This window comes from Marinomonas rhodophyticola (genome assembly GCF_026113935.1).
In the GTDB taxonomy this organism is placed as follows: domain Bacteria; phylum Pseudomonadota; class Gammaproteobacteria; order Pseudomonadales; family Marinomonadaceae; genus Marinomonas; species Marinomonas rhodophyticola.
Map to the genome: position 1 here is coordinate 375738 of NZ_JAPEUL010000012.1, position 13868 is coordinate 389605.

General features: G+C 43.0%; 8 protein-coding genes and 3 pseudogenes. 9 read left to right on the top strand and 2 right to left on the bottom strand.

Going from position 1 to position 13868, the window contains the following annotated elements; all coding sequences use genetic code 11:
* Positions 1 to 75: 75 nt before the first annotated feature.
* Both ONZ52_RS24010 and ONZ52_RS24015 read right to left on the bottom strand, forming a co-directional pair.
* On the bottom strand, positions 76 to 567 hold the full coding sequence (locus tag ONZ52_RS24010) for a transglycosylase SLT domain-containing protein (RefSeq protein ID WP_428981204.1): 492 nt from the start codon (positions 565 to 567) through the stop codon (positions 76 to 78).
* A gap of 72 nt (positions 568 to 639) precedes the next feature.
* Positions 640 to 1256 (bottom strand): annotated as a pseudogene (locus ONZ52_RS24015) (murein transglycosylase domain-containing protein); the annotation flags it as partial.
* A gap of 169 nt (positions 1257 to 1425) precedes the next feature.
* On the opposite strand from ONZ52_RS24015, the gene ONZ52_RS24020 reads away from it, so the two are divergent.
* From ONZ52_RS24020 to metH, 9 genes and pseudogenes are all read left to right on the top strand, one after another.
* A complete protein-coding gene (locus ONZ52_RS24020) occupies positions 1426 to 2364 on the top strand; it encodes a 1-aminocyclopropane-1-carboxylate deaminase/D-cysteine desulfhydrase (RefSeq protein ID WP_265221081.1) in 939 nt (312 codons plus the stop codon).
* A 130-nt stretch (positions 2365 to 2494) separates the two neighbouring features.
* Positions 2495 to 3376, top strand: coding sequence for an NAD(+) kinase (locus tag ONZ52_RS24025; protein ID WP_265221082.1), 882 nt, complete (start codon positions 2495 to 2497; stop codon positions 3374 to 3376).
* Positions 3377 to 3439: 63 nt separating this feature from the next.
* The gene (locus ONZ52_RS24030; protein WP_265221083.1) at positions 3440 to 4309 is read left to right on the top strand and encodes a rhomboid family intramembrane serine protease; all 870 of its coding nucleotides are present in this window, start codon (positions 3440 to 3442) and stop codon (positions 4307 to 4309) included.
* Between the two features lie 58 nt (positions 4310 to 4367).
* On the top strand, positions 4368 to 4649 hold the full coding sequence (locus ONZ52_RS24035; RefSeq protein WP_265221085.1) for a YeaC family protein: 282 nt from the start codon (positions 4368 to 4370) through the stop codon (positions 4647 to 4649).
* The gene (locus tag ONZ52_RS24040; RefSeq protein WP_265221086.1) at positions 4649 to 5473 is read left to right on the top strand and encodes a DUF2797 domain-containing protein; all 825 of its coding nucleotides are present in this window, start codon (positions 4649 to 4651) and stop codon (positions 5471 to 5473) included. The genes ONZ52_RS24035 and ONZ52_RS24040 overlap by 1 nt, the downstream gene beginning before the upstream one ends.
* 10 nt (positions 5474 to 5483) lie before the next feature.
* Positions 5484 to 8118 (top strand): annotated as a pseudogene (gene pepN / locus ONZ52_RS24045) (aminopeptidase N).
* 212 nt (positions 8119 to 8330) lie between these two features.
* A complete protein-coding gene (locus ONZ52_RS24050) occupies positions 8331 to 9014 on the top strand; it encodes a hypothetical protein (RefSeq protein WP_265221088.1) in 684 nt (227 codons plus the stop codon).
* A 23-nt stretch (positions 9015 to 9037) separates the two neighbouring features.
* The gene (locus ONZ52_RS24055) at positions 9038 to 9901 is read left to right on the top strand and encodes a hypothetical protein (RefSeq protein ID WP_265221089.1); all 864 of its coding nucleotides are present in this window, start codon (positions 9038 to 9040) and stop codon (positions 9899 to 9901) included.
* 157 nt (positions 9902 to 10058) lie between these two features.
* Positions 10059 to 13796, top strand: a pseudogene (gene metH, locus ONZ52_RS24060) (methionine synthase).
* Positions 13797 to 13868 lie beyond the last annotated feature (72 nt).

The following is a 13868-nucleotide window of genomic DNA, read 5'->3' on the forward strand; positions in this document are numbered from 1 at the left end:
AACAAAGAAATAGAAGAGGTAGTGATATTTATCTGATGAAAAACAGCGATTTCCACCAGATAAATCGAGTTTGTGTTATTCGTAGGTCGCTTTGGCTTTAGTGACCTTTTCAAGGTATTTTTGCGATTCTGTTCTGGGGTGGTTGTACCTAAGCTTTCTATACACTTCTTTGGTCGAGGTCTGATTTATTTTCTGCACAGCTCTGTTTCTATCTACATCAAAGGTTTTCAAAACATTGCCGGTTCCTCCGTTATAGGCTGAAATAATGGAGTATTCTTGGCTTGTTTTATTCGTTACGTTAGCCAAATAGCGCGTTTGTAGCAGATACAGATAAGCACTGCCAATGTCTATGTTATTTTCGGGCGAGAACAAGACGGCTTTTGTTGGCTGTCCTGCTCTTTTTTTGACTAGGCTGTATACATCTTTTCCTGCCGTGGAAGGGACCACTTGCATTAACCCATATGCATTAGCTGGACTAACCGCGTAGGGATTGAAAGAGCTTTCTGTTTCAATAATGCCATAGATAAGAGCGGGAGATAAGTGATAGCGATTGGCTGCAGCGATCACATATTGACTGTACTTTTCCTGACGAAGATGTTGATGTTGTTGAACCAGTTTAAATTCTACGGCATAAACTGTTTTGCCATTGGCTTGTGTTTTTTGTAATTGATTAGTAACCAAATAAGTTGAATAGCGTTGTGCACGCCAAGGGTATCTTACTAATTCCCCATCATGGTCCATGACTTGTGGGTATAAAAAGGGACGCCATCAACATTCGGTGCTGAGCTGGAGAAAATGTCGGTTTTGCTCGGATCGGAGGTTGTCAGTAACGTGGTAGTAATCGCGTTTGTTAATGCGTCAAGGGGGGCGCTAGTGGCTAACGTCTCGACACGGACAAGACCTTTTTCAAAATCGACGATGGTTCTTGCTTGATAATCGTTAGTATATTTAACGTATTTTTTCTTATCAGGCAGTTCGCTGTTTCCTTTGCCCCATCGCTTATTTACCTGTTCATCCAGTTCTTTATATAAGGCTTGAATTGCTTTTATGTCCGCTCTAATCAAGTCCCGACTTGTTTTAGCTTGCTGAGCAATCGCTTTGATGTCGTCGATGTCCTCTGCGTTTTTTATTTGTTCAGACAGTTTTTTAACTGAAGTGACAGAGTCAAACGAGGCGAGGGATTCGCAACCGCTCAATGTTAGCAAAATGAGGCTAATCCATAGCATTGAGTAGGGTGAGATCGTTCTCTTGGACATTAATGATTACTCATACAAATAAACGGCGTAATATTTTGTCGGAAAATTATATCAGAACAGTCGTTTGAGGGGGAAATCGACTTGGTAGTATGAACATATAGAGCCGATAGGCTCACTGGGGCGTTTATGGATATGTTATTGTGTGCTGTTTTTTTCGATGGATTCAGTTATGTCGTATCTTTGCCCAATTGATTTGTCTTTGTTGGGGTCGCATCTTGCAGATGGTGATTACAGGTTTGATGTTTATCGTGGCGATCTTGAGCATGCTCAGGCACCGGGTAATAAATGGCATAAACTTCAACACCATTTGAGTGCTGCAGCTCAACAAAACGCAGATGCTATCGCCACGTTTGGTGGCCCTTTTTCAAATCACTTGCATGCGTTTGCGAAAACACTGAAGAATCGGCCGTTTGAGGCTGTTGCTGTCGTGAGAGGAGAGTTACACCCGCAATTAACACCCACTTTACAAGATATGGTCGACGATGGGGTGAATTTGTGGCCCTCTTCTCGTTCAGACTATCGATTAGGAACGTCTTCCGGTGTGGCGGACGCAATCAACCTGTATTATAGAAATGTTTATTGGATACCTGAGGGCGGTGGCGGAATTCTTGGGGCACGAGGGTGTCTCGATTGGGCCGAAAAAATTCGTCGCTTGGCTGGTGATTATGATGCGTGGGTCGTGTCAGCAGGGACGGGGACAACTGCTGCAGGTTTCTTATCTCATGATAAAACACCTGATTTGCATGTATTTAGCGCTCTAAAAGGTGCTCAAGCGCAAAGGCAGCACATTATTGAGCAAGCTCATTTGCTTGCAAATAAACGTGTGTCGCAAAAGTATCTTGCAAAAAAGCTGTTTTTTCACGCAAACTGCCATGAAGGTGGTTATGCCAAACATAGCCAGACATTGGTGCGTTTCATGCATGAGTTTGCAAAGGACAATCCAAGTTGCTTCTTAGACCCCGTTTATACCTGTAAAAGCATGTTTGCAGTAATAAGCGCCATGAAAGCTGGGACTTGGCCATATCGTCGTACATTATTTATTCATACGGGAGGTTTGCAGGGATGGCGAGGCTTTTCATCAGACAGTAATCCTTTTGTGGTTTCTTAACGAGATGGCGAGAATAGGCTGCTTCATGTTAAAGTTATGCTACTTATGTAAAACCCAGATAAATAAAATAGCGTTACACAATACCAATGGGTTGCTTTGCTTACATCGACAGACGGGAAGAGAATGACACATGAGTCTTTTTAGACGTGTTGGTATTATTGCTCGGTTAGACAAACCTCAGATTCTTGATACGGTCAAGAAGCTGATGGAGTACCTTCAAGAAAAAAACATTGCGCCAGTGCTTGAGGATCAATTGGCGACCATGATGCCGGGCGTGAAAGTCGCATCCTCGGCTCTAAAAGAATTAGGCGATCACTGTGACATGGTTATGGTGGTTGGCGGTGACGGCAGTTTTCTTGGCGCTGCTCGAGCCATTTGTAATTATGATATTCCAGTATTAGGGATCAACCGAGGGACGTTGGGTTTTTTAACGGACATCTCACCTCACAACTTACAAGAAGAATTGGATCCTATTTTTCGCGGTGAATACCATGAAGAAAAACGCTTTATGATCGAAGCCAAGATTAAGCGCCAGAATCGTCCTAGCGGTGAAGGCATTGCCTTGAACGATTTGGTTCTTCATCCAGGTAAATCCGCTCGAATGATTCGCTTTGATCTTTTTATTGATGATCAATTTGTGATGAACCAAAAGTCCGATGGTTTAATTGTAGCAACTCCGACAGGGTCAACCGCTTATGCTTTATCGGCTGGTGGTCCTATTATGCTGCCAAAGTTGGATGCCTTAGTCTTGGTGCCAATGCATCCTCATACCTTGAGTAATCGTCCTATCGTGATTGATGCTAATGCGCGAATCCGCATTGTTGTATGTGAATCCAACTTAACGTATCCAAGTGTGAGTTGTGATGGCCAGCTAAATATTACAGCGGCACCAGGCGATGAAATCCATATCACTAAAAAAACAGGGGGTATACGTTTAATACACCCTAAAAACCACGATTTTTATAACGTATGCCGTGATAAGTTGGGTTGGCAATCCAGCTATCGACCGTAAAGTACATTTGGTTATAGTGTTGTATCTTATTATTTTACAAAGAGAATCATTTTTAGAAATTTTATGTATTTTGTTTATCAGTTCGAAGAAACAGAAGACCCTTCAGGCTTAACCAAAGCGTTGTGGCAACACAAAGTAGCGCATCAAATTGTTTCTACACAACAGCATGATGAGTTGTGGATATTGGATCAAAGTCAATTGCCAACGGTTGAGCAATTGATAAACATTTGGAAAGACGACCCTTCCTTGTTACAGCAGGCAAAACCCGCTGTCATTGCTAGAGAATTGTCTAAGAGTGGATTCTTTTCTCAGCTTAAAATGGCCCCGATCACCAGCTTGCTATTATTATTGACCTTGTTGGTGGCGGTTGCTACTCAACTTGGTGGAGACCTTAAAACAGTTTCTTACTTGTCCATTAGCCCATTTGATATAAAAAATGGGCATATTTATTTTTATACCTCGGCTGAGGTTTTTGCTAGAGGTGAGTATTGGCGATTTTTTACACCGGCATTACTGCATTTTAGTGTGCTTCATATTGTATTCAATACGCTATGGGTATGGGACATCGGCAGAAAACTTGAGCGTCTACTAGGACCGGTAGTGTGGAGTTTGGGTGTTATTGTTATCGCGGTGCTGAGCAATCTTGTGCAATATCAAATCAGCAAATACCCCTTATTTGGCGGTTTATCTGGTGTCGTTTATGGTCTCATCGGCTTTGCTTGGCTACTACCACTGCTTAGTAAGAGGTGGCCTACGATTATTAGTAAACAACTCATGATTTTTTTTACCGTTTGGCTAGCGATAGGCTATACCCCTTTTCCAGAGATGATAGGTCTCGGTAGTATTGCGAATACGGCACATACTATAGGCTTACTATCAGGATTGGGTCTTAGTGTAATCTATTGGTTAGCGACCAAATACCGCCGTAATTGATTAGTATATTTCACTTTATATTTACTATTAGCCTGCCTAGGCGCAGGGAGATCCGAAAATGAATTTTAAAGAAATGATCGACAATATGTCGCCTGAAGTTTATGTCAGATTAAAGCAAGCGGTAGAGCTTGGAAAATGGCCAAATGGTGTGAGACTGACTCCAGAACAAACAGAGTTATGTTTGCAAGCTGTTATTACTTATGACTACAGTAATAAAGAAGAAAAAGATCGTGTTGGTTACATTGATACCACAGGTCATAAAAATATAGGCAAAAAAGCCCCTGCTAAAGAGCAAGATACCATCAAATGGGTTGGCGATGGCCCTGAGGGGCAAGCTTAATGTTACAGGGTAACCTTAAGAAGATGTCAACTGAGGTTCGTGATGGTCAAGTTTATTATCATTTAGACTTGGGTGATGACCGCGTATTCGTCAATGATTTGTTGGGTAAAAAAGTGAGCTTGCACATTGATGGAACCATTCATTGTGTTAATTGTGGCAAAGTCACTAAAAAATCCTTTAGCCAAGGCTTTTGCTTTAATTGTTTTCGCAAATTAGCTGCGTGTGATACCTGTATCATGAGTCCAGAAAAATGCCATTTTCATTTAGGTACTTGCCGTGAACCGGAATGGGCAGAGCAATATTGCATGCAGAGTCATTATGTTTATCTGGCTAACTCGTCCGCGTTGAAAGTGGGGATTACCCGTGGCGATCAATTGCCAACGCGTTGGATCGATCAAGGAGCAACGCAAGCGAGGGCTTTGTTTCGAGTTCAAAATCGCAGAATGTCAGGTTTGGTTGAAACCTTATTTAAAACCCAAGTAGCGGATAAAACTAATTGGCGAAATATGCTCAAAGGATCATCGGTCGAGATGGATCTTGAGCAAGAGCAAGAACGCCTTATTGATCGAGTGTATGAAGGCTTAGACTCTTTGCAACATGAATTCGGATTGCAGTCTATCACCGATTTGTCAGACGAAAACGAAACCCATGAATTTGCTTACCCCGTTTTAGAATATCCCACCAAAATCACCAGCCTTAATGCAGAAAAAAAACCTATCATTGAAGGCACCTTGATGGGCATTAAAGGCCAATATTGGATGCTTGATACCGGTGTGATCAATATTCGTAAATATACTGGTTATCAAGCGACATTGAATTTTTAGGAGAGAGCACATGAAAGAGAGTCAGCCATCTGCGATTTATTTAAAAGACTATAAAGTTCCTCCTTTTCTCATTGATAAAACAGAATTAACGTTTGATTTGGATGAGACGACTACGATTGTGACGTCTCGTCTGCATATGCGTCGTAATCCAGCGTTTGGCAAATCCACTGCGCCTTTAATTTTAGACGGTGGAGAAGAGGTCAAGTTGATTGGTGTCGCGATGGACGATTACGAATTGCCTCCGGAAGAATACCGCATCAGCGAAGATAAGCTGATCATTACGGCAACTGCGGATGAGTTTGTGTTGACCTGCGAAACCTTGATTGAACCGCAAAATAACACGCGTCTTGAAGGTTTATACCGTTCGTCTTCCATGTTCTGCACTCAATGTGAAGCGGAAGGTTTCCGTCACATTACGTATTATCTAGATCGTCCAGATGTAATGTCTGTTTTTACAACAACGATCATTGCTGATGAAGCCCGTTATCCAGTGATGTTGTCCAACGGAAATGAAGTGGAGCGTGGCAAAACTGATGAAGGTAAAACGGTTGTGGTATGGCACGATCCATTTCCTAAGCCGGCTTACCTTTTTGCCTTGGTGGCAGGGAATTTAGCGGTAAAAAATGATGTCTTTATAACGCAAAGTCAGCGTGAAATTAAATTGCAAATATTCACAGAGTCTCACAACATCGACAAGGTCGATTACGCGATGGAAGCTCTAAAGCGTTCTATGCGTTGGGATGAAGAAACCTACGGACGTGAATACGATTTAGACATTTTTATGATCGTTGCTGTCGATGACTTCAATATGGGCGCCATGGAAAACAAAGGATTGAATATTTTCAATTCCTCTTGTTTGTTGGCGAAGTCCAGAAACCACAACGGACGACACTTATCTGCGGGTTGAAGCCATTGTTGCTCATGAATATTTCCATAATTGGTCTGGCAACCGTGTGACCTGCCGTGATTGGTTCCAATTAAGTTTAAAGGAAGGTTTTACTGTATTCCGCGATCAAACCTTCTCTGCTGATATGCATTCTGAAACCGTAAAACGTGTAGAAGACGTGTCTTTTCTGAAAACAGCGCAGTTTGCTGAAGATGCGGGTCCGATGGCGCATCCTGTTCGTCCTGCGTCTTTTATTGAAATCTCCAATTTTTATACGCTAACGGTTTATGAAAAAGGAGCTGAAATTGTACGAATGATTCATACGCTGTTAGGTGCGGAGAAGTTTCGTGCTGGTTCGGATTTGTATTTTGATCGTCATGATGGCCAAGCGGTGACGTGCGATGACTTTGTTGCCGCTATGCAAGACGCTTCGGGAGTCGATTTATCTCAGTTCAAGCGTTGGTATTCGCAAGCTGGAACACCTGTGGTTACCGTGACCGATAGCTATGAAGAGTCAACGGGTACGTATCGCTTGGTCATGACGCAGCACACGCCAGCAACGCCTGGGCAACCAACGAAATTGCCATTGCATATTCCTGTTCGTGTTGGTTTATTGAGTCAGCAGGGTGATGTTTTGTCTGCGCAAGTCAATGGTGTCGCAGCAGAAGATCATGTGCTGCATTTGAAAGCGAATGAGCAAGAGTTTGTGTTTACGGGGTTGACGTCTCGCCCAGTGCCGTCTTTGCTGCGCAGTTTCTCTGCACCAGTAAAATTACGTTATGAGTATTCCGCAAAAGATTTGCTGCTACTATTGTCAGCGGATTCTGATGGTTTTAATCGTTGGAGTGCGTCGCAACAATTGGCCGTGAATGAGTTAACATTGTTGATTAATCAGGCGATTAAGGGAGATGAACTGAGTATTGAATCTCAGCTAATCCAAGGATTTAAAGCCTTGTTGAGTGATGCTGCACTTGATCCCGCTATGGTGGCTTTGATTCTTGCGTTACCAAGCCAAGCCTATTTGTCTGAACTGGCTGATCCCATTTACCCAGCCGCCATTAAGCAGGCACGACAACACTTAAAGGCGCAACTGGCCAATGCATTGTCAGCGGACTTTGAGCGAGCGTATCGCGAACATAAAATTCATGGTGAATATCAAGCAACCGCAGAAGACATTGCTCATCGTTCTCTAAAAAATATAGCGTTATCGTATTGGGTAGAAACTGGAAGTGAGCTTGCTCAGCAAGAGCTGGTGACACAATTTCAGACAGCAAACAACATGACAGATCAATTTTCAGCTTTGTCTATTGCCGTTCATTCTCAACATCCTAAGGCGGCTGAGCTACTGGCTGATTTTTATGAGCAATGGCAGTCTGAACCATTGGTTGTCAATAAGTGGTTAATGCTCAGCGCGAGCCAAGAGCAAGAGAATGCTTTATCGACAGTCAAAGGCTTGTTGGAGCATCCTGCTTTTGACTTGAAAAATCCGAACAAAGTTCGCTCTGTTCTTGGTGGTTTTGGTCAAAGCGTTTCAGGTTTTCATAAGGCGGATGGCAGTGGCTATCAGTTCCTTGCAGATCAAATTATTGTATTAAATAAGCGTAATCCACAGATTGCTTCTAGACTTTGTACACCGTTGACTCGATGGAAAAAACTGCAACCAGAGTTAAGTGTAAAAATGAAAGCAGAACTTGAGCGTATTTTGGCCGAAGATTTATCAAAAGACGTTTTTGAGGTTGTCTCTAAAAGTTTGGCATAACAGGTTCAACATAATAGCTTCAATATCTGTTGCTACTGGTTGCGTGCTTTTAAGTGTGTGTAAAAAACACTCAAAACCTTCATGGCTTTCCCCATGGAGGTTTTTTTAGGCCATAATTCAAAGTTCTTTACCTGTTCTTTGCATTCTGTACGCAAATCTGGCATAAGAGTGTTAACCTATTGTCGACCTTGATTTTATTTAAGGAGCGAAAAATGAAAGCACGTACGACGATTTTAATTCCGATCACGTTGGGGCTGATGATGTCTGCTTGTAGTACGACATCACGTCAACAAACTGATGGAATAACTGAACCTGTTAATAATCAGATAGAATCACCTTTACAGAGTTCGGAAGTCAGTCCTAAGGAAAGCGAATTAGAAAAAGCATTAGAGTCCAAAGTTTCTCTTATCGATACGTTACAGCAGCAATTAGCAGCCAATAAAAAGCAATTGTTTGCGCTTAATCAATCTCTTGATGAAAAAGACGCAAAGATAGCGGCTTTGCAAAAATCCGCTAATAATGCCGAAAATTTGATGGCATTAGAAGAACAGAAAAAGTTACGTCAGGCTCTAGAGTCCCGCTACGCTGCGTTGAAGCTTGATAATGATTTACTCGTGCGTCGTATTAGCCAATTGGAAAATGAAAATACATCTTTAAAGAGCCAAGTATCAAGCCTAGAAAACATGCCAACGTCTCAAGATGACTTTAAGCAAAGTTACCTTGCATTGTTGAGCGATAATACTGAGTTACAAAAAAAATACGCTAATTTAGAAGCGGATAATCAGATTAATCAGCAAAGACTCAGTGCGTTAAAAAAAGAAAATCTCATGTTGGGAGAGTCCTATCTGATGCCCGTGCTCAGCACCAAGTTTTATGGGATAAAATTCGTGCGTTAAGTGGTGATGGGGCGGCTGAACCTTTGCCTTCTGAAGGCGCAGACGCAACATTAATGTCGAATGGTACTGTTGATTATGAGCGTGAAAATGCTCAGTTGCGTGTAGAGCTTGCCGATTTAAGAAATCAAATGGCGGCACAAAAATCCCTGATTGATGAATACAAACGTGACGTATTGAAATTAGAGGCGGCGCTTGATGAAGGGGCTGATTACGCTGCGCGTTGGAAGGATCTTGATAATAAATTGGCACAAGCCCTACAAAATAATGCCTTACTCACTGATCAATTAAATACAGCGAGTGCTGCATTAGCTGCTAGTCAAGCGGAGCTTGCAGCTTTGTCTGCTCGCCTAGCCAGCACACAACAGGCATTAGAGTCCAAAGAAAACAGTGGTATTTCGATTGCTGCGGCAATAGATGCTCTGCAATTGCAACTTAGCTCAACATTGCAGAATGTTCAATGGCAGCTGCCAAGCGAAGTCTCTTTGCATAATAACTTTGAAATTTTAGTGTCGGCTGAGGTTCAGCCTTCGCTTTCTGGACAGAGTTATCAGGCAGAATTAGTAACAGACAGTGATATTCAGATGGTAAGTGATAGCATTGCGACGGCTGTCGTTCAAAATGGTCGTTTGCAGTGGCGTTGGCGCGTGGCGGGGTTAAACGAAAAACCGGATGCACAACTGAATTTGTTTGTCAGTCAGCAAATCAGCTTCCAAGATCAAACGATTCAGAAGCAGGTCTATCGTGGTAATGAAACTTTGTCTTTGATTAACACTAATTGGTTTGAAAAATATGGCTATTGGGCAGGGGCAATTTTACTTGCTTTACTAGGTGGGTTTTTCATTGGTCGCCTGAATAAAAGCAAAAACAATCAAGAATTGAATTCTTAAATTTTCTGCTATAGTAAAATTGCAAAGTCGATACAATATGTCGACTTTGCAACTCTTTCCCTCTCGTATCATTCAACTCCGCATTACTTTTTTTCAACGCCAAAAGCATGACTTTTCGGTATAGTATCCTCGCATATTCTTTTTTGAGGTGGTGAGCGTGGTAAAGTCCGATTCGTATTCTATTATTGAGAAACGATTAGCTGAAAACGTATTGATCTTAGATGGCGCTATGGGCACCATGATTCAATCGTATAAATTAGAAGAACAAGATTATCGCGGTGAACGTTTTGCTGATTGGAACAGTGACTTAAAAGGCAACAATGACCTACTTTCTCTGACTCAGCCAAAGATCATTAAAGACATTTATACCAGCTACCTTGCCGCTGGCGCCGATATCATTGAAACCAACACCTTTAACGCCAATTATATTTCCATGCTTGACTATCACATGGAAGATCTTAGCTACGAGCTTAATTTTGAATCTGCTCGTTTAGCGCGTGAAGCCGCAGATGAATTTACTCAACAAAATCCAGACAAGCCACGTTTTGTTGCCGGTGCAGTTGGTCCGACTAGCCGTACTTGTACTATTTCGCCGGATGTAAACGATCCAGGGTTTCGTAATGTGCATTTTGATGAGCTTGTTGCGGCCTATACCACAGCGGTTGATGGTTTAATCAAGGGTGGCGTTGATATTATTCTTATCGAGACAATTTTCGATACATTGAATGCCAAAGCCGCTATTTACGCGGTATTAGATTATTTCGAAAAAACTGGCGTTCGTTACCCGATCATGATTTCAGGCACTATTACGGATGCCTCAGGTCGTACTTTATCTGGCCAAACCACTGAAGCTTTTTGGAATTCTATCTCTCATGCTAAGCCGATTTCTGTAGGTTTGAACTGTGCTTTGGGGCCAAAAGAGCTGCGTCAATATGTTGAAGAACTTTCACGTATTGCGGATACGCATGTCTCTGCTCACCCTAACGCAGGCTTACCAAATGCATTTGGTGAATACGATGAGTCACCAGAGGAAATGTTGGAAGAAATTCAGGGCTGGGTGGACTCAGGCTTTTTGAACATCATTGGTGGTTGTTGCGGTACGTCACCAGAACACATTGCTACCTTCGCCAAAGCTTTTGCTGATGCGACGCCTCGTGTTATTCCTGTTATTGAAAAAGCGTGTCGGTTGTCCGGTTTAGAGCCGTTTAATATTGACGGTAATAGTTTGTTTGTGAACGTCGGTGAGCGTACCAACGTGACGGGAACTCGGCGATGTTTAAACGTCTTATTAAAGAAGGGGATTTTGATACCGCGCTGGATGTGGCACGTCAACAAGTGGAAAACGGTGCCCAAATCATCGACATCAACATGGACGAAGGCATGTTGGATTCGCAGGCTGCCATGGAGCGTTTTCTTAAGCTTATCGCATCAGAACCAGATATTTCTCGCGTACCTATCATGCTTGATTCTTCGAAATGGGAGATTTTAGAAGCTGGACTGAAATGGATTCAAGGTAAAGGCGTCGTTAACTCTATCAGTATGAAAGAGGGCGAAGATAAGTTCCGTGAGCAAGCTCGTAAACTCATGAAATACGGTGCAGCCGTTATTGTCATGGCGTTTGACGAAGTAGGGCAAGCGGATACCCGTGCTCGCAAGATCGAGATTTGTCGCCGTTCGTATCATATTTTGGTTGATGAAGTCGGCTTTCCGCCAGAAGACATTATTTTTGATCCAAATATTTTTGCGATTGCCACTGGGATAGAAGAGCATAACCGTTACGCTTTAGACTTCATTGAGGCAACAGGCGACATTACTCGTGAATTGCCTTATGCCAAGGTATCGGGTGGTGTGTCGAACGTTTCCTTCTCGTTCCGTGGCAATAACCCTGTTCGCGAAGCGATTCACGCTGTGTTCTTGTATCATGCCATCAAACAGGGCATGACAATGGGGATTGTTAATGCGGGGCAGCTTGCGCTGTATGAAGATATTCCACCTAAGCTGCGTAATGCGGTAGAGGACGCAGTACTGAACCGCACTCCCGATGCAACGGACAATCTACTTGCGATGGCGGGTGAATTTGCCGGCAATGGCGAAGTGGCTGAAAAAGAAACCCAAGAGTGGCGAGGGTTATCAGTGTCAGATCGTCTTAGTCATGCACTGGTCAAAGGTATTACGGAATTTATTGATGAAGACACTGAAGAGGCGCGCCAGGCTTTTGCTCGTCCATTAGAAGTCATTGAAGGGCCATTAATGGATGGCATGAGCATCGTTGGTGATTTGTTTGGTTCTGGGAAAATGTTTTTACCACAAGTGGTAAAATCGGCTCGTGTTATGAAGAAGGCCGTTGCCTACTTGATGCCCTTTATCGAGGAAGAAAAACGCCTAAACATGGACACTGCATCGTCTAGTAATGGCAAAATTGTCATGGCAACAGTGAAAGGCGATGTACATGATATCGGTAAAAATATCGTCGGTGTTGTGCTGCAGTGTAATAACTTTGAAGTCATTGATCTTGGCGTCATGGTGCCTGCCGAAAAAATCTTGCGTACGGCGAAAGAAGAGGGCGCAGACATGATTGGCTTGTCAGGCTTGATCACGCCGTCACTCGATGAAATGGTGCACGTAGCGAAAGAAATGGAGCGCCAAGGGTTTAACTTACCGGTGATGATTGGCGGTGCGACCACATCAAAAGCGCATACCGCGGTAAAAATCGAACAAAATTACAAGCGTAATCAAGTGGTTCATGTCACTAACGCTTCTCGAAGTGTGGGGGTTGCTAGCGCCTTATTAAGCAAAGATACAGAGCGCCGTCAAAAATTTGTGGATGAGATCAAAGCGGATTACGAGAAAACGCGTATTCGTTATAAGGATCGAGCCAAAGCTGGTCGACGAGTTTCCTTGGATAAAGCGCGTCAGAACAAACCACCTATTCAATTCGATGGTCATGTTGTTCAACCTAAGAAATTGGGTGTAACTGTACTGACCGAAAAGGACATCGATCTTAATGTGGTTAAAGATTACATTGATTGGACGCCATTTTTCCAAACATGGGAATTGGCAGGCGCTTACCCGCGTATTTTAACCGATGATGTGGTGGGTGTTGAGGCAACGCGAGTCTACCAAGACGCGCTAAACATGCTCGATGAAGTGATCGCAACACAGTGCTTGCAAGCACGTGCCGTGGTGGGGTTGTTCCCTGCCAACCAAGTGAATCATGATGACATCGAAATTTATGCGGATGAATCTCGTGGCGACGTGATTGAGCGCTTGTCTTTCCTTCGTATTCAGAACGAACTCACCGCACCAGGTAAATATAATCACAGTTTAGCGGACTTCGTTGCACCAAAGGACAGTGGTGTCGCGGACTATATTGGCGCGTTTGCTTGTGCAGCAGGCTTTGGTATTGATCCTTTGGTGGCAAAATATGAAGCGGATCATGATGATTATAACTCTATTATGATAAAAGCCGTTGCTGACCGATTGGCGGAAGCAACGGCAGAATATTTACACGAAAAAGTGCGTAAAGAGTTTTGGGGGTATGCCGAAGCGGAAGAGTCTCACCAATGAACAATTGATCAAAGAAAAATACCAAGGTATTCGTCCAGCGCCTGGCTATCCAGCCTGTCCTGACCATACTGAAAAAGCCAAACTTTGGACTTTGTTGGGGGTGAAGGAGAAGATTGATATGGAGATCACAGAAAGCTTTGCTATGCTGCCAACAGCGGCGGTAAGTGGCTGGTATTTTGCTCATCCAGATGCAACTTACTTTGGTGTTGGCAAGATTGGTCCAGATCAGGTGGATGATTACGCTGAGCGAAAAGGAATGAGTAAAGATGACGCTGAACGATGGTTAGCTCCCAATCTTGGTTACGACCCTGAAGACGATCGTATTTAAACGTTTTTAGTCCATTTTTGAAAACCTAATTTGTGTCATCCATAAGCGCAAATTAGGTTTTTCTACTTTAAA

Excerpts from the sequence above, each read along its gene's own strand:
- ONZ52_RS24035 (WP_265221085.1), top strand. The coding sequence starts at position 4,368 with ATGAATTTTAAAGAAATGATCGACAATATGTCGCCTGAAGTTTATGTC.
- ONZ52_RS24025 (WP_265221082.1), top strand. The coding sequence starts at position 2,495 with ATGAGTCTTTTTAGACGTGTTGGTATTATTGCTCGGTTAGACAAACCT.
- ONZ52_RS24050 (WP_265221088.1), top strand. The coding sequence starts at position 8,331 with ATGAAAGCACGTACGACGATTTTAATTCCGATCACGTTGGGGCTGATG.
- ONZ52_RS24020 (WP_265221081.1), top strand. The coding sequence starts at position 1,426 with ATGTCGTATCTTTGCCCAATTGATTTGTCTTTGTTGGGGTCGCATCTT.
- ONZ52_RS24030 (WP_265221083.1), top strand. The coding sequence starts at position 3,440 with ATGTATTTTGTTTATCAGTTCGAAGAAACAGAAGACCCTTCAGGCTTA.
- ONZ52_RS24040 (WP_265221086.1), top strand. The coding sequence starts at position 4,649 with ATGTTACAGGGTAACCTTAAGAAGATGTCAACTGAGGTTCGTGATGGT.